The organism is Marinagarivorans cellulosilyticus (genome assembly GCF_021655555.1).
Classification (GTDB): domain Bacteria; phylum Pseudomonadota; class Gammaproteobacteria; order Pseudomonadales; family Cellvibrionaceae; genus Marinagarivorans; species Marinagarivorans cellulosilyticus.
The window spans coordinates 797055-817901 of record NZ_AP023086.1; the positions used below are offsets into that span (position 1 = coordinate 797055).

A 20847-nucleotide genomic window follows, 5' to 3' on the forward strand; every position below is an offset into this window, starting at 1 on the left:
CTATATTACGGTGGGTATCTATATCTGTTTAAGTAATCCCTATGAATAAACTATACCTAAGCACTCTAACAGCACTCTCTCTATTCCCACTCACAAATAACGCTTTGCCAACCACTGGCCACGCCCATGGGAGACTTGGTTGTCCTGCAAAATGAGCATTGAAACTTAAGGAATCAGAAGAATAATTATGGCGACTCCGATTTTTATTACTGTATTGATGGCTCTTCTTATAATCGGAGTCATATGGGTATTTGATGAGCAGCAGCCAAAAGATGACAACCTACTTAGCGACCCCTTATTCCAAAAGATCCTTCTACTTGGCTTAATTGCTACGCTTCTTTCTATCATGTGGGCAATGTTTGAGGTTATCCCAGATGGTGGTATTCACGAGTTTTACGATAGATTAGGTTTGGCGGGTGGATTGGCCACTTTTACTGGTGCAGCGTTATCTCTTTATGGTGTTGCCTACAATTCGCGGCTTACCCATAAGCGAATCAGATTATCCGAAGAGTTTGAACACCGAAAATTATTTGAAGATACTCTTGATAGAATAGGCATATCAAACAACTGCAAGAGGGAAAGGTTGTATAGCGACCTCTACAGGGGTAATCCCGCCGCTACTGAAAGAGATAATACAATAATTTATTATGCTGAATTGGTTGTTAGAGCAATTCGTTTAAAGTCTGCCAGCGCACTAACTAAAAGCAATCTAGATCCGGTTAATATTCTTGAATATATTGAGTGGGAGCATGTTGTTTATTATTTTGTGACAGAATACGGAAGAGCATTAGATGGAATTTTCAAAACTCCACAATTTACTTATGAAACCCCACTTCTTGAATACATAAATCAAATAAAGTCAGTTAGCGGTGAGTTGTCTCTGCTTGAGGGGGCTCCAGATTGTTTCGATGTTCTATCCAAATATGACTTTTCAACAGCCGTTTATAGTAATGATTTAAGTCATAGAGATGAAAGGGGCATTAATGAGGAATATGTAAAGTCATTCAAGACTTATCATGAGTTTACATCGGTGATTTATCGGATCGTGCATATGGAGCCGATAGAATTAATTTCTGTTGATGTTAGGCGAGAGGATGGCTGGTGGGACGGTGCAGATAAAGATGTGCGTGAAACCCTCTGTCAGTCCAAAATCAAAGACCTGCATGAAAAGTATGATTTGGGTGATCCGGTCTTAAGAGTGGACAATAAAATGAAAATTCTTTGGGATGAAGAATATGAAATACCTGCTCGCATTTTGTTATACAGTAGCCGTTTGTAGTTAAGCAAACGCTCTACCAGAAAATAATTCGCGACACCCCAAGCTCCGCTATAAAGCCGTAGGGTATTGATTTCTCAGGCTCTCACCTGTCGGGCCTTACAGGATGGTAAGGGGGAGAAAACGCATCGGTACAGGATGTACTTTATTAGAACTGCGCAGGAAGCACGCAGTCGAGGAGCATGTTTTCCAGAGCGCGTGTGCAGCGACCAGCCCCAGCAAGGATGCGTGGGGGTAGACTTTGCACCTGCATAAGGATATGCAAGATTAGACTTTGCAGGAGAAGCACAAAGTCGAGGAGCACAAAGTCGTAGACGGCTTGAGCGTGCCAGAGAATTGATATTCGACGGCGTGTATCAGAACGCCCGCAGGATAAAAATCGGGGCTCTTCTCCGCTTTAGTGAGGTGATCTAGTGGCTTCCATAGAACATGGATTGCTCGTCAGGCATCGATGATTGCCTTATTTTTAGCTTGAAGTACTCGGTATCCTTGATGCCTCTTGCTCGCTTGCGAATCATGCCAATGCTGACATTGCCGGCTTCAATTCTGGCGCTAGTCAGCCCGTGTTTTCCGTAGTTACAAATGCCTACGCTATGCTTCCTTAGTGACTTTGCAAATTTCTTGAGATAGAGCATATTCGTCTGTTCCGCGATGTCGCACCACTGCTCCAATGCATTCATCATGGCGTCATAATTCCCTGCATTCCACAAAGCTTGGAGCTGCTCTTTGAGTATAGCGATTGCCTGTATCGACAAATTCGCAAGCCTCCATTAGACGCCTACCGCAAGTCGTCACAACTTGAGCGAGCTCAACTTCCAAATAGCACTCGAAGCCACACAAAGGGACATCACGGATCGTTCTGCGCAAGTATCGGTTGATGTTGGCCGCCTCATTACTTGACGGGTCAATCGCTCTATAACGACGGTCTCGCTTGCAGTGTATAGTCAATCTTTGCAGGGCCAAGTCATGCTGAACTTGTTTGACACGCTGACCAGGAAGGCTCAAAATTTTGCTGGAGATGTTAAGGCTCATATATTCGTTTAAGTGTAGTGGCGTGAGAACCTTACATTTCAACGGATATGGCGGGTCTTAGCATCTCTTTTTACCTCACTAAAGCGGAGAAGACCCAAAATCGGAAAACAATGAGAGGTACACACAACCTAACCCATATCGATAGGGAAGGCATTAGGCCGCGCTATGCCAGACCGTCACCGCCATGGATGGCGGTGCAGAGCTACAAGGAAGTATTTATGCGTGTCTGGCATGGCGAGGCCTGATGCCGCTTAGTGACTCGGCACCTTGTTATCGTAGCGTTTAATTCCCTTCCACTAACGTCATAGTGCCAAAAGCATCGGCGTTCATATAGCCTTGGTCATCTCTGTGGCCTTGTGAATCGACAGAGCCCATCATGCTTTCGCGGTCATAAGCGCTTTCAGAAATGCTATTGTCGTTGTCGATATAGCAGGCTGAAAAGCCTAAGGTTTTACCGGCAAAAAGCGTTACTGGTGTATTGTTGGCGCCTTGGGCGAAGTTATATTGGTCGCCATAAAGCGAAATTCTCATTTCCCATAAATGGCGAGTGCCTTGGGTGTTGATTGCGGTTTGGATGTGATCATTTAATAAAACAGGCTGGCCAGATAAACCAAAATCGACCACATCTTTATAAATGCTTACGTGGTAAGCCCACGCATTAGCAGCGTTATTATTCCAGTGATTACCGCCGCTATTATCTTCATCGATAAATAACTCAACGGTGTCGTCAATATGCAGCTGTTGGCTTAAGGGGTTGCGATCGTGATCAAAAATGACATCATCGGTAATATCGACAAGTAAATATAAATAATTGCTATCCCACATCGCTTTATAGCGGCCGCTGTAATCTTCTGCGGAAGGGTATTCGCGTTGCGCGCCCAACCAGCGCACATCAATTTTTTGCCAATGGGCAACATCCCACTCGACTTCCTCGAAGCCATCAATATTCGGCGCAAATATAGCCCTGGGTGCATCGTAGTGGTTCGATTGAATAATGGGTGCGCTAGAGCTGGAAGCAACACTAGAAGATGAGCTAGGCATCGCCGACGAGCTAACTGCCGCAACGGAGCTAGAGCTAACCGAGCTACTTGATGATATTTCGCTACTGGACGATACAACCGCTTGGGTGCTTGCGCTGCTTTCGGTTGTTGCACCATTACAGGCACAAAGCAAAATGGCACTGGCTGCGATAACGCTGTGCGGTAATTTTGCGGTCATAGCGCGCGCAATGCGCGTGTTCAAACCTGTAGAAAAATACATAAGCTAATCCTCGTTAAACAGGCTACACGCTGTTTAAAACTATATTTATTAGAGTTTGAGGAGCAGGTTACTGTTAGCGGCTTGTTCGGCGTTTGAGTTTAGTTACCTGATGACTATGCTTTTTCTGACCTGAGGTAGTAATCTGCGCAGTAGGTATCACTTTTTGAGAGCTGGCCCGGCTTGTCGTCATTGTGACTTTTATAATTCAACCAATCTAAAGCCAAAATTGTTTTTGCGTGCTGTTTTTATAAAATAAAAGCGGTTGCTGGACCTTAAGTTATCTTTCCCGTCCTTCCAGGAGCCACCACGCAATACTGTAACTTGGCATTGGCGGGCTGATTTTTTTGCCTGTGAGTAATTTTTGCTATAGCAGCTATCTACCCATTCCCACACGTTGCCGTGCATATCAAATAGCCCCCATGCGTTAGGCTTAAACGATTGCGAAACGAGCGTACCTTTTTGCTTTTGGGTAGCGCAGGTGCTGGCAAACCCATCGTCAAACTGCGCTTGCGTACAGTCGAGGTTATTGCCCCATGCGAAGTCGCTCGTGCTGCCGGCGCGGGCGGCATATTCCCATTCGGCTTCTGTGGGTAGGCGGTATTGTTTACCGGTAATGAATGTTAGCCAAGGGATAAACCTTTCTACAATATCGCTGTAACTGATATTAATGACAGGGTGATTACCACGGCCCCAATGTTCGTCGCTTGGGCGATGTAAACACATGCGAACTTCTAAGCAGAAATCCCAAAGGGTAAAGGGTATTTCTGTTTTACCCAATTTAAACGCATCGAGGGTAACGCGGTGTTGCGGCGCTTCGTCGCTATCGTTTTGGTTGCTGCCCATTAAAAAACTGCCTGCGGGGATGGGTATAAAGTGGTCCTCTAAATAGCGCGCCACTTCACTGCGAATATTGGCAAGTTTGGCTGCGGTGTATTCTTTTGCAATTTCTTGGTTGCGTTTGAATCCATCCACCACTTCTTTAAAGGCATACTGATTAAACGTAAGCTCGGCTTGCTGGTATTTTCGCAATGCGGTAACAAGGTCGCCTTGCTTTAGTGCGGCTTGTGCTTGGTGATTAAGCTTGTGTGCGTAATCGGCAATAGGCGATGGCGCATTAACCGATTTCATCATGCGGTACATCATTAATGTTTCTTTGCCTTGTACTGTAGCGTTTTTAGCTTGAAACAACGTTTTGCTGGCATTGAAATTGGCACGCATGGTGGTGATTTTTGTAATTAACGTCTGGGCGATTTGCCGCGCTTGATGGCAATTGTCTTGCTGAATAGCTGTAGAAAGCTCGGCGAATTGTTGGTTTAATCGGCGTGTTTGGCTATTGGGAAAAATCACTTTATCAGTAATTTCTTCTTGAAAAATTAATGCCTGCCTTTGCGTGCTGGACTCTAGCATGGGAAACATCACGCTATTTTTAAGCGCCATGCGTTCTGCATTAAGGGCGTATTGTTCGCGCTTAATGTCTTGCAATAAATTGGCTGGCTTTAGGTTATTTGGGTGGCCTGTTTTGTCACAGGCGGCGTGGCTGATATTAATACCGAAGCTAATAAAAACCACAGCGATATAAACAGCGGTTTTTTTTAGCGTAAGAAGAGATACATTCGCAAACATCAGGCGGTACTCGAAAGCGATGGGTGATAAAAATTTCTAATTTAGCTTTTTTTAAAACTCTCCAAAAAATAAAGCAGGCCGTTTTAAAGCGGCCTGCTTTTAGGGGGGGCGAGTGTTTAAAAAGTCATTTGTGGTTTTTCGGCGTTGCGGTCCACAATCCAGGTGCGCAGTGCCTGAATAACGGGCTCTTGGTAGGGCATAGGGTTGCGGCAATTAACGCCGCTTGTGCAACTAACATTGGCGTTTTGGCTGGTGCCGGCCGCTTTTAAATACAGCCAGCTAGCGTTTAAATCGCCAGGTACAACATATTTCCAATTATTAACCAATGATGCATTACCTAATAATTGCTCGACGATTTCGGTCGAGGTAATGTTTCCGCCTAGCTGTAAGTCATTCATAATTTGCGCATCGCCATGGCATTGCAAGCAGCCGTTGTCTTCAAAGGCTGGGCGGACTACTTCGTGAAAAAAGCCAGATTCTCTTGGCGCATCGGTATCGCCACCGGGGTTGTCGGTATCTCCATCGGGGTTGCGCGAGGCGACAGAAATTTCACGCCAGTGATCCATTTCGCGGCACTGCCTTAACATTTCGGCTTTGTAGTCTTCGTCGTCACGAGTTTTGCCTTTGGCTTGGCGGTAGTTTTCCCACACGTTATCGATCCAGCCGTGCAGCTTCCAAAATAAGTAAGCATCCAAATTTTGGTTGTTATTGTTAACCGAGTGCTCTACCCCCATGCCTGGCGAGCCGTTGGAGTGTAAGTCGATGTGTAAATTATTAAAGTTAAAACCGGTACTGCCCGGCGCTCCACCGCACTGCAGCCAAGTGCCTAACTCGCCTTCGGTGGCGAAGCGGTTTAAATAACTATCGATATTGTCGCCCATTTCGGCAGAGGTGAGCTGGCTGTTATTCCAGTCTCTAAAATAGGGGCGCAAAACCTCAGGGTAATCATTGCGGCTTGGGAATTTATCCCAGCCAGAAAACTGCTCTGCATGGTCGGGCCACAATTGTTTAAGTTGCTCGAGCATTAAGCGGTGGCCGGCTAAAAATTCCAAGCCATCTTGGTGGCCAGAGCAGGTGGTTTCTTCGGCTTGAAAAAGCGGGTCTTGGCAGGCGTTGGGCAAATCTGGCCTTGGGGTTTCACCAAAACCGCCGCAAGCGCGTACGTTGTGCCAAAGTACGTGGGCATCTTGCCAGCCGTTTTCGTACATGTATTCGTAAACGGTGGGGTGGACGGTCGCATTTTTAACGCCGCCACCGGCATCAAACTCTGTTGGCCCGTCGGTGATAAAGCCGTTAGTAATATGGGGTTTAAAGCCTTCTAGGCAGTGGTCGTAATTGGCGATATCGCCTTCAGAAGACGACGAAGATGCTACTTGGGGCTCGCTAGAGCTGGACGCTTGGCTTGAAATAGCCGCGCTACTCGACACGCTTTGCGAGCTTGAAGTTTCGGTTTTGTCGCCAACACAGCCTGAAATCAATAGCGCTGCTGAGCAAGCCAATACTAGGTGTTGGGATGGAACGAGGTTGCGAAGTTTCATTTTATCCTCGGCACTTTTATGTGTGATTAATCAACGTTATGTACGGGTAATTAAAGGTGTATAGGCATTAACGGTGTATAGGAGCAGGCAGCACCCATGTGCTGCCGTATTGCCGAAAACTACAGTGGTATTGCCACCATTTCGGCAAGCGTGCCGAGGGCGTGCTCGGCGGTATTGGCTTTTTAGCTTTTTAGCTTTAGGCGATAATGATCGATTTATAGACCAGTAAGGAGCCATCGCGCTGGCGGCTAGATTCCATTAGCCATTGGCCGGGCGAAGAGCCGCCGAATTCAGGGTCTGATTGCATGGTGCGGTCTTGTACTTTGCCTTCGTTTTCATCCACGTGGCTGTATTCAGGGTGGCTTAGGTGGATGTCGTTGCACAGGCTGTCGGCAAAACCAAATTGGGTGGTCAGTAACTCCATGCCGTTGCGCATAAAACGCAAATGGATGTGCGTTGTGCGGCCGGCGTACCAATAAGGGAAGCAAGATTTAAAATACACAATGCCATCGGCATTGGTGATTTGGCCGCCGCGATGCCAGTATTTGGTCATGGCGCGGGCATTGTTATCGGCGCAGCTAAGGCCGAAACTGCCATCCCAGTAGCCGGGGCCAATTTCTGTGGCGGTTGAACGGTCGTCGGAATAAAGGCCTTCACAGTTGGTGTGCCATATTTCTACCGTTACGCCGTCCATTGGATTACAGCCTGCATCCATTACTTGAAAACCAAATACAGTGGGCAAACCAACTTCGCCATCAGAGATATCTTCGCGTAAATAATCGCTAGGGCGGAAAAAACATGGCCCGAGTATTTGGCTGCCAGTTTGCTGGCTACAGGTAGTGGGTTGGCTATTGCCAAAGGGGCTGCTAGGCGGGAAGGGGGCGGTCATCGCGGCTGTGCCACCTCTGGCCCAACCTTCTACTACCGGTGCTTCGCTGCTTGAAGCAGCTTGGCTGCTAGAGGCTAATTCGCTCGAGCTGGCTTCACTTGAGCTACTTAGACTCGAACTGCTAGAACTAAGGATTGATGAAGAGCTTTCTGTGCTTGTGCCGGCGCAACCTATTAAGCCAACAGCCGGAAATGCGGCTACGGCGGAACCGAAAACTTGGACAAACTTGCGACGGTGAATCTGCGGTATTGCTGGCTTGGATATCTCTTCGTTCGGTTGCTTTGTCATGGTCCACCTCGAATAGGTAAATTTAAGAATTTACCTATTATGTACAAAAATATGACAAATAAAGCATTTTTAGCGTTTTTAATTGCGACTCGGTTCGAGTTTTTAGATATGTTGTTGCCATTGTTTTTAGCCGCGGCCAAATAAATACTCGGCTTGCGGTAAATGAGTATGTGTAACATTTTTGTCATAAAAAAATATCTTTTCATGCGTTAAAAAATGAACGCGCTTTACGGGTAAATCCACCGCTGAGAAGGGCCATTTTTGGTATTAGTGCACATGGTGTTGGGTAATATTCCCTTTTTTTACTGTTGCATAGCGTTAAGGTGGGATGGCTGTATTTGTGTGCTTGTTATATAAATAAATCTTTAGCCGTGGTATCAACATAAGGGCACCTCTAAAAATAGTAATTTTTTTGTGAGAGCAAAGAAGCACCGCCCGGAGAGCTGCAGTTTACGTGGTGTAAATGAGGACTCGAGGACGGAGCTGATGCCGCTATCGCGTAAAAAGTGCATTTTTAGAGATGCCCATAAACTTGGGGGAATAACTATGTTAAATAAAGAGCAGTTGGGGCAACTAAAAGCCAAGGTGCGGTCGGTTCAGCCAGCCAAAGAGGGTGATGTTAATTTAGGGCCGCTAAAATTATTACCGGGCACCTGGAGTAATAAAGCCTTGCCTGGGCGCGGTTGGAATATGATTGCAGTTCCTTTTTCGGGCGGGCCGGTAGGTTATCGTTTATTGCTGAACCAGTTCGATGAAACGCTAAAATTTAGTTTTGTCGACGACCGAGTAGCAAACCGCGGCATAACCGTAACAGGCGCCGAAGACGATCAATTTGTGGTTGCCCTAGATTACGAGCAAAAAATTGATCAAATAGCTGTGGCCGATTTCCCCGAAAGCGGTTTGGCCGGTGAGCCAGGCGCGACGATTCATCACGAGCCCGGCTTGTGGCTTCACATGACGAACAAAACAACCGATAACCTCGATATTGCGCGTTTAGCGACGATCCCGCATGGCGACTCGGTTTTAGCGTTGGGTACCAGCGATACCAGCTCGCAGACCCCTCAAATCGATAGCGTTAACGGCTTGCCTATCGGTGTTAGTCACAATTTAGGCGGGCCGTATTTAGCGCCATACAAACACTTTAATGACACCCCTTTTAAAGGAGTGGTGGATGCCCCTGGCTTCCCAGGTTTTAACCCTGTTGACCCTAGTGCGTTATTAAAATTAGCTAACGAAGGTGTGAATATTGTGCGTACAACCAAGCTAGAGGTAGATACCACCATGCAGGAAGCAGGCATAGTGAACATTCCTTTTATTGTGAAGCAGGCCAACGCCTCCGATATGAAGTCCACCTTCTGGATTCAAGAAATTGAAGAAACCGATGCAAATGGGAAATTAAAAACCACTTTGCGCCTGCAGTACCTTCAGGTGGTTATGTTAGATTTCTTCCCGCGTAAAGACGGCGCCGCAGGCTTAATCCGCTGGCCGCATATCAGTATTAATACGCTGGAAAAAGATAACAACGACAGCCAAAAATACGCCAGCTGATCCCCATTAACGTTGCTAAATACTAAAAGCCCATCACCAGACGGTGATGGGCTTTTGCGTTGTGTGGGGGGAAGTCGGGTTAAAGTAGGGCGGGGTTTTTAGGTCTCATGGGGGTAGTGATTAAGGGCAAGCTTAAGGGGACACACATTCTAAATTCTGGACAAAAAACGATCACCTACTAGGCTTAATGTATTACCCTCTGCCGCTAGGTGATTACCATGACAAAAGCTCGCAAAGTCCAGGTTTCGCTAGATGCCACGCCCTATTATCACTGTGTCAGTAGGTGTGTCAGAAAGGCTTTCTTGTGCGGCCGAGATAACCACACAGGGCAAGACTACGAACATCGTCGCCAGTGGATTGAAGACCGGTTATTGCTATTGGCTGAGGTCTTTGCCATCGATTTGTGTGCCTATGCCGTGATGTCGAATCATGTACATACCGTCTTGCATATCAATGCTGCCGAGGCCCATCACCTGACGGATTTAGAGGTGTGCGAACGCTGGCATCGGCTTTATAAGGGTACGGTGCTCACACAAAAATACGCTCGGCAGGACCCTATGAATAAAGCCGAGCAAGTCGCCGTTAAAATGCGCATTGATCAGTGGCGCCTCAATCTATTTGATATTAGCAAGTTTATGAAGGCGCTGAATGAGCCGATTGCTCGCATGGCCAATGCGGAAGATAAGTGCACGGGGCGGTTTTGGGAGGGGCGTTTTAAATCGCAAGCGCTGTGTGACGAAGCGGCATTAGCGGCCTGCATGGCCTATGTTGATTTAAATCCCATTCGCGCGAAAATGGCCGAAACCCCTGAAACCAGCGATCATACCTCGATAAAACAGCGTATAACTGCGGCAAAAAGTAATCAGTCCCCGAAAAACTTGACACAATTTGTGGGTAACCCGCGCGAGCCAATGCCGCAAGGCTTGCCGTTTACATTAAAGGATTATATTGAGTTGGTGGATTGGACGGGCAGAGCAATACGTAATGACAAGAGGGGGTACATTGCCTCAACTTTACCCCCGATTATCGATCGACTAGGCATCGAGCCGGAGAACTGGTTAGAGCTGACCCGCGCCTTCGAAAAGAACACGAAAACCTTTGTTGGGTCCGGTGATCATATCGAAAGTGCCGCCTTTACCATGGGCTACCAGCGTACCCCTAATCGGCGGCGCTGCCAGTCGTTATTTGGCTGATCACCCGCTTATTTCCGGTCTCCTTCCTCACGCCGCGAGGCTTAGCGCTGCTTGGGTATATAGCTTGCTGTTCTAGAAATGCATTTTTGTTAGCCTGCGGCCATAAGATCACGGGCTGTAGCTCTATCTGAAAAAATATTGCTGGGTGTGAGGCATGGGGTGGGTAGTTTTGATTGCTTTATAGAGTGAGTGTCCCTGTAATTTGCTCGAGACCCTGAAAACCCTACCTATTTACTACCGGCCTATGCTGCGGACGATTTGCACCTAAATATCACCGGCTACCAGGCCTTGGCTGATTTTGTTGATTTAAAATTATTTTCCGAGTGACATAGCGGCACAGCCCCCTAAAAATAAAGATCCCAATTTTTAGGGGCTAGCATTCGGTTTTTTGATAAAGAGTGCGTTCAAGGGAGTCTGGCCATTAATTTTCACGGTTTTATAAGAGCTTAATTTAACGCTAGCGCTTATGGTGTAAAAATCAACGACTCTGATCCCTTTGATTCCTGGCTATTTTTTCAAGCGTTCCCACGCTTCGATTACCGTATAACCATTGGGCAAGAACTCCATCCGATCCAGCACGAACGCCGCCGCTATTTTGCAGACTGCCAATAAGAAATAAAAAAAGCCGCTAAGGCGGTTAAGCTTTAGCGGCTTTTGGTATGGCAATTTAAAAATGCATTATAAAAAAATCAGGTTAATAACCAGAGCGGCTTAACACGAGTGCCTGTCCTAGTTATTATTGTGAAACATGTGGCGGGTAGTTTTTATTGTTTTTTAGGGTGAGTGTCCTTTTGGGTTTGTGAGTAAGGCGCTGCAGAGAAAATTGGCTTTTTTGATGATGCAGCTGAAAACCGGGTATTCAAGTCACCCGACGAACCCTGCATAACATTATTTTGCAATGACTGGTTCAAGGAGGTTGTTGAATTGAATAACTTAACCGGTATTAAATTCAGCGCCGAACTGGTTGAGCGTCATAACTTATTCGATCGGTAGGTTTTTACACTTATCGCATTGAAGTGAATTTTACAAATTCGGGACACGCCAATCACTCCTGCCTTCATCATAAAAATTCCTGTAAGCTTAGACAAACATTGCCGCGGTCTGTTTTATTACAAGATGCACTGAATATTCTTGATGTAGCGAAAGGCGATTGACGAAATTTCGCAATCGCTGCTAGACTCTGGCGCCAGTTAACACAAACATTAGATTGGTAATGGTAAGGAGCGATGATGGCTGGCAATGATAATCAAGATGATGTAAACGGCAATGAGATCCCCTTAATTGAGGTGCTGACAGCTCTGCGAGAGGCGGTTGAAGAAGCGAAGAAAGGCGCTTTAGATGCGCAGTCTGATATACGCTTTAACCTAGACGATATTGAAGTAGAATTAGAAACTGTGGTCACTAAGACGACTACGGCAGAGGGTGGGGTTGGCGCCAAGCTTTTTGTGGTGGATATTAAAGCGGGGGGGAAGGCGGAATACTCTAACGCTATGAAGCAGAAGCTAACGTTTCGTTTAAGCCCCGTCACTAAGGGGGGAAGTAATGAAATCCTTCTTAGTAATGAAGAGTCTTAAATGTCGTTGAATCTAGGGCCGTCAATGGCTCTATGCAGTAAAGAGTAACTCATTATGGAGAGTGCACAGTTACCCCAAATAATAGTGAAAATTCGTGTGCCCAAATCCAACGGCTATTTCGCTGTGGGTACGGGCTTTGTAATTGCTGCAGATTTAGTGGCTACCGCCAAGCATGTAGTTGAATTCAGTAAGCGCAACGTCGATCGGCCCGTTGAACTTCATCGGGCTCAGGATCTTTCTCTAGAAGATCCTCCTAAGTACCTTGCAGATCGTCAATATGCATACATCGGGGGTAATGCCGTTGATTTTGTTGTTTTAAGGCTTACGCAGTCTATCGTCTCAGATTTAAACTTTCCGTTAATTGCTAGGGAATTCCCAGAGGCTCATGATAAATGGTTAAGCTATGGCTTTCCTGTAGTAGGAAAGAGGCTTGAAGACTTCTTCGGTGAGCTTGTTCCTGTTATGGGAACATTTTTTCCGACGGGTGCAGATAATAATTCGTGTCATCTGAAGTCGGCTGATAATGCTAAATTGGCGCCTAGAGATGATGCTGGTCAATCGTCAGCTTGGCAGGGATTATCCGGTGCCCCAGTTTTTCGTAACGGAAAGTTTTATGGATGTATCAGTAGCTCTCCAACGAGTTTGGAGGAGCGATTTAGAGCTATTTCATTTCCTTCATTACTGCGGAATTGTTCAGAATTTAGAGAGTTCGTCAATACAGATCTCTACCCCGAATCTAAAGTCATTCAAGAGTTCCAACAAAGCTTGATCGCTAAAATCACGCCTCTATTAAAAGACCTACCAATATTTAATGAGCTACTAGAAGAGTATGGCTATAGTCGAGAGACTTCTCCTGGAGAATTGGCGACTATTTTTGTGACTGAGCCTGGGTATCAGGAAAATTGTAAAGATATTCTCGATGCGATTAAGGATATTCTTTCTCGTGAAGATATTGTTGCGCGTTATCAGGGGGAATGGGCCTACGTAGTACAGTCAGCGGTAATTCTATGCAAGTGGCTTATTTTGAATGTGGTGCGCACTCAATGGCTTAGGGCAAAAAACCTCGATAAAGACTGTTTTATTGATCGAGCGAACCTCAACTCAATTGAATTGAGTTCTGCAGTGGAAGTCGAATTAATCGTTGCTCGTTGTTTGATGGTTGCTCCGAAGATTCAACAAAACAGCGCTAATAATCAATTGCAGTGTGGCTCGGAATTGTCATTTTTTGATGCCTTTGAAGCTCACAACCCTGAGGCGACGCACCAAGAGCTATTGATCCCGTTATATAAAGAGTTTTTTCGGCGCAACCCAGAAGGACTGAGTGAAAGTCGCATAGTAGAAGCCATTATTGAGCATGTGGCTAGTGAAACTTCGCAAGGGAGACCTCGCCGTAGGAAAACTAATCGAGCTTCCGTTATCTATTTCTTAATCAACAAAGACCGTTACGATCGTTTACAAAATAATTGTCAGGAATTGCTTACAAAGTTTGGCGCTGCTTTAGGTGGGAGATTGCAATTTATTTGTTGCGGTGGCGATGATGGAGAAGCGTTCTCGGAACCACTTACTAATTTGTTGGCTGCACTTAGGTCGATCTATGTGTTAAATACTCCAAGGTAACACTTATGACTGCATTCACCCTAGAAAACTTCACGCCAAACGAACTCCGCGTTGAAGATAGAAATCAAAACCTGTATCACCTTTTCGATAGTGCAGATTGCGCAGCACTTTGGTCAGCCTATGCGGCTGGGCGGCCGTTATTATTGCGTGGTAAGCCGGGTACTGGTAAAACCCAGTTGGCCAAAGCGATTGCCAAACAACTGGGCTGGGCTTACGTGAGCGAAGTGATTAACGGCAGTACCGAGCTTAGCGATTTACATTATCATTTTGATGCTGTTGGGCGTTTAGCTGAGGCGCAAGTGAAAGGGCTTAATAGCGAGCAGGCGAAACAAAATGTTGACCCCGCACAGTTTATTTCACCCGGTGTTTTTTGGTGGGCTTACCAATGGCAAACGGCTTGTGAATACTATAAAAACTGCCAATACAGTTTGCGGCCTCGGCCGTTGATACCGGGTGTTGATGGCGACGCCGAATGCCCTAGTAGCGTCAATGGCGTTGTTTTGCTACTTGATGAAATCGATAAGGCGCCACCTGAATTGGCCAATGGTTTGTTAGAAACCCTTGGTGAGGGCCGTTTCCAGCCGCCGTTTGTGCCGCAGGCCGTCTCTCGCTCGTCTACACCGCTGTTAACCGTTATTACTACGAATGAGGAGCGGGAGTTGCCCACGGCATTTTTACGTCGCTGTTTTGTGCACACCCTAAAAATGGAATCCAGTAGTGACAATGTTGAAATTACGCTACCCAATAATCCTGATGTTCCACAAGCAGTCACCAAGCGAAGCCAGTGGTTAATTGAAAGGGGCGTGTGGCATTTTAAAACTAAGATTGCCGATCAAGTCTATGTAGAGGCTGCAGATTTGCTTTGGCAGGATATTGCTCGCTCCCAAGGTAGCCAATATCAGCCAGGGCTAGCCGAGTATATTGATCTATTAAAGGCTTTAGAAAATTTAGATCATACACAGCAACTTGAGCGCTTGAGAGTAATTAGTTCTTATGCCTTAGAGAAAGAGTTGGTGAGTTAATGGCCGCCTGGGGGCGTTTGGCATTAATAACCTTGGCTGATCATCCAAGAGAATTGGCTGATATTGCCGAGCGTTTGGGGTATGTGAATAATCTGGAGGCATTAGCTCCAGATATTAATGAGTCTATTGGTGAAGCGACTCAAGATGAAGGTACTATTATACCCCCTCGGCCCAAAGGTCCTGATGAGTTACAGAACGGAAAAATAACACCAACGGTCGTGCCGCCGGCGATATTTGTACACGTTATTGAACGGCGCTTTCTAGAGCAAAACGATACTCCCCCTAAATATATTGATGGCCCTCAGCTTTCTTTGCAGGCAAAGCCAGGTACCTATCAGTTTTCGCCGCCTGCCGAAATAATGCCTTTGGCAAAGTGTTTGCCTTTGTTGATCAATGAACTTGGCGTTAAAAGGCAAATGCGGCGTGTGGATACCCGCAGGCTTACCAAAACCGTTGCCTCAGGCGGTACACTTAAGCGGATTCCTAAGCTTAGCAAGCAGCGTTGGCCCAGTCGTTTACATGTGGTTATTGCGACCAGCATAAATAATGAGCCCTATTGGCGAGATTTCGCCAATATCGCCGCTGGCCTAAAAAAAGTGTTGGGCAGTCAGATTATTGATTGTGTTCAGTTAGATATTTCACATGAAGTAGACGACAGCGTGCTTTGCCGGCCATGGCTAGAAGCCAGCGAAGAGCTGGCAGCCTCTGGCGAATCTTGGTCGGGCCCATGGCAACCGCCAATCGATGAGGCGCCGATACTCTTGTTAAGCGATTTGGGTGTTGATGCCGGAGGTGCGGTAATGACCGAATCGACCTACCTTTGGCGGAAGTTTTTTAGGCGGCTTAACAATTATCGCGGTCGAATCATTTGCTTAAACCCCGCGCCCAATACTCCCAATTTTGAAGCTTGGCCAAATTCAGTTGCTTGCGTACCTATCAACGATGGTCGCGCCATGCCGCGATATGCGTTTAATCGGGGCTATGATTTTACTTCAAATGCAGGGCTCGAGGAATTGCTTGGCTTATTGGCCTATTTACCGCTTATTGATGTAGGCCTCGTGCGCAAAGTTCGTCGTGCTTTTAATTTGGGTTCTAGCGATTTAGAAGGTTTATTTTGGAGCCACTCTCATGTACAGCAGGGTGGCATTGGCTGTAGGGTGAGCCGAACGGCTGATGAGCACCAAAAATACTACGATCAATACATCAGGGTTGATAGTTGCCTGCATAATAAACTTTGGGATCTTGTAGAGCAGCATCACTTTAGTGCTTTTGAAGGTTTAAAAAAGCTAGAAACATTTGTTCGTTTTAGTTTGGTAGCACCAGCTAGTGATGCCCAATGGCTGCAATTTGATCAAGCCGCTAACTATTTAAAACAACTCGTGGCTACTGGTTGGCAGTCCTCAGGCTCGCCCAATGTTGCCCCGCAATGTGGTACGTTTTATCAATGCTTGCCGGTTGATATTTGGCAAGCGGACGGTGAAGTCGCGGATATTGCTTATGGCCTTTTTGTTGCCGCTCACCGGCAGCAGCTTGTACAAGGGGAGGTGCCTACTGTACTCCCGCAAGGCTTTCGGCAAGAGAAATTAGCTTGGCTGGCACAGGGGTTAAGCTCCAAATTAAATTGGACTATTGCAGTAAGCAGTGCGCAGGGCGAATTTGCCATTGCAGCGGGTCAAAATGTACTAGGCCGCATCGGGGAAATCATCACAACGCATGGCGGCGTGATTGAATATGGCCGTGTCGTAAACGGCGAGTACCAAAAACAAAGTACTTTTAACCCCGCTCGTGATCAGCCCAAAATAAAAGTACAGCCGAATGAAATTGCTTACTTTCGTTCCGATTGTGAGTTAGTAACGCTGGAAGGCTTTAAGCGCCCGCAATGGGCGGACAGGGTGGGTTATGACGATACAGGTTTGTATTGCGAAAAACTCTGGTGCGGTGAAGTTGCGAGAGCCTACTGGCAAGAATATGCGGGTTATGGTGTTGATAGCGGTGATTCTCAACCCTCGGATATTCGCGAAATAGGGTATTGGGACTGGCAGTCTGCGCCATTAGGTGAAGATAGTTATGGCCTTTTTGCAGATCTTGAAATAGACAGCCACACTTACCGCTTCCGTTGGATAAACCCCGGCACCTTTGTGATGGGCTCACCAAAATCAGAGGCGGGGCGTGAAGATGGTGAAAACCAGCACCCGGTAACTTTAAGCGAGGGCTTTTGGTTGGGCGAAACGGTGGTTTCACAAAGCCTATGGCAAAGCAGTATGGGGAATAACCCTAGTCGCTATGAAGGCGAAGATAAACCTGTTGAGCGAGTGATTTGGGATGATTGCCAGCAATTTATCGCTCAGCTCAATAAACAGCATCCCGGCCTTGCGGCAGCATTGCCTACTGAGGCCCAGTGGGAATACGCCTGCAGGGCCAGTACAACCAGTGCTTATAGCGCCGGGGAGGCTATTGATGCTTCGCAGGCTAATTTTGATGAAAGTGGTGTAGGTGAGACCTGTACAGTGAAAAACTATGCGCCAAACCCTTGGGGCTTATACCAAATGCCTGGCAATGTTTGGGAGTGGTGTGAAGACTGGCTTGGCGATTACCCACTCGAGCCTCAAGTCGACCCTGAAGGCCCAACGGATGGCGCTTTGCGTGTGTTACGCGGTGGCTCTTGGGCCTACGATGCTCGCCACCTGCGTTCTGCATACCGCCGCGGCCGCCGCCCTGATGACCGTCGCAACTGCGTTGGCTTGCGTCTTGCCCTGGGTCAAGGAGCTCAAGGGGCGGAGCCCAGTGGCCTGCAAGACGCGAGCGGTAGCCGCGGCGAGCAGGGGAGATAGAGAAGCGTTTTTTTGAATAGAGCTGATTTGGTTGGCAATAAAAATGAAGATTAAAATTTTTACCATTCCTGCGATTAACGCCGACGCAGCCACCCATGAATGTAATTAGCCTTGACGAAACTTTGTATGCCAATGACAACAGCGTTAAATATTTTAGGGCCTCTATTCCCCAGCAACTTCCCCAACCCCCTCGCTATTGATTATGGTGAAGATCGCTATGGTTTATTCCAAACCCTTTTACTAGCCGATGTGCAAGTGACCTTCCGTTGGTGCCCGCCAGGGGTATTTTTAATGGGCTCGCCTGAGGATGAAGAGGGGCGAATTAATGATGAAACCCAGCATAAGGTAACACTTACCCAAGGGTTTTGGTTGATGGAAACTGCCGTAACGCAACAGCTATGGCAAGCGGTAATGGAAAAGAACCCCAGTGACTTTAAGGGCGATCTAAAGCCCACGGAGAATGTAAGCTGGTTTGATTGCCAACATTTTATTGCTGAATTAAATCGGAGTTATGCGGGCTTAGAGGCGGCGCTGCCCACCGAGGCGCAGTGGGAATACGCTTGCCGCGCAGGCACCGCTACGGCCTTTTCATTTGGTGATAAACAGAGCCTTACGCTACAGCAAGCAAACTATGGCGGTAAATGGGATGAACCTAATGTTAATAGCGGAACCTGCGATGTTTATCGTTATACCCCTAGCCCCTGGGGGTTATACCAAATGCATGGCAATGTTTGGGAGTGGTGCCAAGATATTTGGCGTGATCAAATAAATGAGGATGCGATTGACCCTGTAGCACTTGATGCACAAGCTGATAACTCCACCAATACCGAGACGAGCGAGCCAGAGGCCAGCGCTAAGCGTGTGTTGCGCGGTGGCTCTTGGGTCCACCATGGTCGCCGCCTGCGGTCTGCGTACCGCGGCAGCTACCGCCCTGACCTCCGTAACCTCAACGTTGGCTTGCGTCTTTCCCTAGGTCAAGGAGCTAAAGGGGCGGAGCCCAGGTAAGCCGCGGAGCGGTTCGGGTCAAGGCCGGGCCATTAGGCCTAAAGGGTTAAGTTATTCAGAAGAATATTTCGGGACACCCTAAACCCACTCCATTTTCAAACCACAAGACTACGCATTCGCTATAACGCCGTCGAATATCAATTTCTCAGGCCCTCACGTGTTGGGAGCACGTGTGGAGCGACCAGCCCCAGCAAGGATGTGTGGGGGTAGACTTTGCACCTGCATAAGGATATGCAAGATTAGACTTTACACCGTCACATGGATGTGACTGATTAGAATAACGCAGGAGCAGTTATCGAGGAGCACAAAGTCGAGGAGCGTAAAGTCGTAGACGGCTTGAGCGTGCCTGAGAAATTGATATTCGACGGCGCACATTAGGAACGAGGAAACAAGAGTTCATCCTCAAATGCTGCAGTTCGACCTCCTTATCTTCGTCGCTCGAGGTGTGGCGGCATGAGCCACCTCATTGGCAAAGCCAATGTCGGCCCTCAAAGGGGCAGCCGAGCTCGCCTCGGCGCCAATCCCGTTCTGGACTAGTAGAGTTGCGACACCTAAAAAGTCAGGGACGGAATTTTTAGGTCATAACCAAGGTGGCAGGAGCCACCTCATTGGCAAAGCCAATGCGAGCCCTCAAAGGATCAGCTGAGCTTGCCTCGGCGCCAATCCCGTTCTGGACTAGAGAGTTGCGACACCTGAAAAAGTCTAGGGGCGGACTTTTTTGGTCATAACGAAGGCGGCATGAGCCACCTCATTGGCAAAGCCAATGCAGGCCCTCAAAGGGTCAGTCGAGCTTGCCTCGGCGCCAATCCCGTTCTGGGCTAGAGAGTTGCGACACCTGAAAAAGTCTAGGGACGGAATTTTTAGGTCATAACCAAGGTGGCAGGAGCCACCCCATTGGCAAAGCCAATGCGAGCCCTCAAAGGATCAGCCGAGCTTGCCTCGGCGCCAATCCGGCTGGGCGACACCTAAAAAGTCTAGGGACGGACTTTTTAGGTCATAAAGAGTACAATCGCGCCCCTTAACTTTTTAAACCGCGAGAGAAGCATCATCATGGAGATTAATCCCATTGTGAATGCCCTAAAAGGTATGGCAGAACGCACCGCTGTCCTTAGGGGGTACCTTTGACTATGACGCTAAGAAAGAGCGTTTAGACGAAGTAGAATTACTGCTGGGCGAGCCCGGCGTATGGAATGAGCCCGCCAAAGCGCAAGAGCTGGGGCGTGAGCGTTCAATGCTCGAGGCGGTGGTGAATACCATCAATAACCTTGAAGCCGGCGTAGCCGACAATCAAGAATTACTTGATTTTGCCGTAGAAGAAAACGACGAAGATAGCGTTGAAGATATTCGCGCCGATATAGAGCGCTTGGATGCCGAGCTGGCCAAGCTAGAATTCCGCCGTATGTTCTCTGGTGAAATGGACCCGAACAACGCTTATTTAGATATTCAATCGGGCTCTGGCGGCACCGAAGCGCAAGATTGGGCCGAGATGATCTTGCGCATGTACCTGCGCTGGGGGGAGGCTAAGGGCTTCAAAACAACCCTAGAAGAGGCGTCTGCTGGTGATGTTGCCGGTATTAAAAGTGCCACCATTCGCTTTGAAGGCGAATATGCTTTTGGTTGGCTGCGGACCGAAACGGGAGTGCACCGATTAGTGCGCAAGTCCCCCTTTGATTCTGGTAATCGTCGGCATACGTCGTTTTCTTCGGTGTTTGTGTCGCCTGAAATTGATGACAATATCGATATTGATATTAACCCTGCCGATTTGCGGGTCGATACTTACCGCGCCAGCGGTGCTGGTGGCCAGCACGTGAACAAAACCGATTCGGCTATTCGTATTACTCACGAGCCGACGGGGGTTGTTGTGCAATGCCAAAGTGAGCGTTCGCAACATGCCAACCGCGATAAAGCGATGAAGATGCTGCGTGCTAGGTTGTACGAGCAAGAAATGCTCAAGCGCAACGAAGAAAAACAAGCGCTCGAAGACAGTAAGTCGGATATTGGCTGGGGTAGCCAAATTCGCAGTTACGTGCTGGATGATTCGCGCATTAAAGATTTGCGCACGGGTGTGCAAACCAGCAACTGCCAAGCGGTATTAGATGGCAGCTTAGATCAATTTATTGAAGCGAGCTTAAAAGCAGGTTTGTAAATTCC

The 20847-nt window shown here is 47.5% G+C and carries 15 protein-coding genes; 9 read left to right on the top strand and 6 right to left on the bottom strand.

Features of this window, described 5'->3' with window-relative positions; genetic code table 11:
* Window positions 1–187: 187 nt before the first annotated feature.
* Window positions 188–1279, top strand: a complete 1092-nt coding sequence (locus MARGE09_RS03050; protein WP_236985885.1) for a hypothetical protein — start codon at window positions 188–190, stop codon at window positions 1277–1279.
* Between the two features lie 407 nt (window positions 1280–1686).
* Here MARGE09_RS03050 and MARGE09_RS03055 read toward each other — a convergent pair whose 3' ends face one another.
* From MARGE09_RS03055 to MARGE09_RS03080, 6 genes are all read right to left on the bottom strand, one after another.
* Window positions 1687–2031: a transposase gene (locus MARGE09_RS03055; RefSeq protein ID WP_236985886.1), complete on the bottom strand. Its 345-nt coding sequence runs from the start codon at window positions 2029–2031 to the stop codon at window positions 1687–1689.
* Complete coding sequence (locus MARGE09_RS03060) at window positions 1964–2308, bottom strand: hypothetical protein (RefSeq protein ID WP_236987458.1); 345 nt, start codon at window positions 2306–2308, stop codon at window positions 1964–1966. Before MARGE09_RS03060 ends, MARGE09_RS03055 begins: the two co-directional genes overlap by 68 nt.
* Window positions 2309–2590: 282 nt before the next feature.
* Complete coding sequence (locus MARGE09_RS03065; RefSeq protein WP_236985887.1) at window positions 2591–3568, bottom strand: CBM9 family sugar-binding protein; 978 nt, start codon at window positions 3566–3568, stop codon at window positions 2591–2593.
* 198 nt (window positions 3569–3766) lie between these two features.
* Entirely contained in the window at window positions 3767–5191 is a 1425-nt protein-coding gene (locus MARGE09_RS03070) for a formylglycine-generating enzyme family protein (protein WP_236985888.1), read from the bottom strand.
* A gap of 116 nt (window positions 5192–5307) precedes the next feature.
* Window positions 5308–6729 (bottom strand): hypothetical protein, encoded by a 1422-nt coding sequence (locus MARGE09_RS03075; protein ID WP_236985889.1) that lies wholly within the window; start codon window positions 6727–6729, stop codon window positions 5308–5310.
* Between the two features lie 196 nt (window positions 6730–6925).
* Entirely contained in the window at window positions 6926–7906 is a 981-nt protein-coding gene (locus tag MARGE09_RS03080; protein WP_236985890.1) for a dioxygenase family protein, read from the bottom strand.
* A gap of 546 nt (window positions 7907–8452) precedes the next feature.
* Here MARGE09_RS03080 and MARGE09_RS03085 point away from each other — a divergent pair.
* The 8 genes from MARGE09_RS03085 to prfB all read left to right on the top strand — a co-directional run bounded on the left by MARGE09_RS03085 (window position 8453) and on the right by prfB (window position 20842).
* Complete coding sequence (locus MARGE09_RS03085; RefSeq protein ID WP_236985891.1) at window positions 8453–9454, top strand: heme-binding protein; 1002 nt, start codon at window positions 8453–8455, stop codon at window positions 9452–9454.
* 218 nt (window positions 9455–9672) lie between these two features.
* Entirely contained in the window at window positions 9673–10647 is a 975-nt protein-coding gene (locus MARGE09_RS03090; RefSeq protein WP_236985892.1) for a transposase, read from the top strand.
* A 1226-nt stretch (window positions 10648–11873) separates the two neighbouring features.
* Entirely contained in the window at window positions 11874–12221 is a 348-nt protein-coding gene (locus MARGE09_RS03095) for a trypco2 family protein (RefSeq protein ID WP_236985893.1), read from the top strand.
* A 54-nt stretch (window positions 12222–12275) separates the two neighbouring features.
* Window positions 12276–13838, top strand: a complete 1563-nt coding sequence (locus MARGE09_RS03100) for a serine protease (RefSeq protein WP_236985894.1) — start codon at window positions 12276–12278, stop codon at window positions 13836–13838.
* Window positions 13839–13843: 5 nt separating this feature from the next.
* Window positions 13844–14860: an AAA family ATPase gene (locus MARGE09_RS03105; protein WP_236985895.1), complete on the top strand. Its 1017-nt coding sequence runs from the start codon at window positions 13844–13846 to the stop codon at window positions 14858–14860.
* On the top strand, window positions 14860–17691 hold the full coding sequence (locus MARGE09_RS03110) for a formylglycine-generating enzyme family protein (RefSeq protein ID WP_236985896.1): 2832 nt from the start codon (window positions 14860–14862) through the stop codon (window positions 17689–17691). The genes MARGE09_RS03105 and MARGE09_RS03110 overlap by 1 nt, the downstream gene beginning before the upstream one ends.
* Window positions 17692–17817: 126 nt before the next feature.
* The gene (locus MARGE09_RS03115; RefSeq protein WP_236985897.1) at window positions 17818–18696 is read left to right on the top strand and encodes a formylglycine-generating enzyme family protein; all 879 of its coding nucleotides are present in this window, start codon (window positions 17818–17820) and stop codon (window positions 18694–18696) included.
* 1050 nt (window positions 18697–19746) lie between these two features.
* A protein-coding gene (gene prfB, locus MARGE09_RS03120; protein ID WP_236985898.1) for a peptide chain release factor 2 occupies window positions 19747–20842 on the top strand; the annotation gives its coding sequence in 2 pieces (ribosomal slippage) (window positions 19747–19818 and window positions 19820–20842; 1095 coding nt in all).
* Window positions 20843–20847 lie beyond the last annotated feature (5 nt).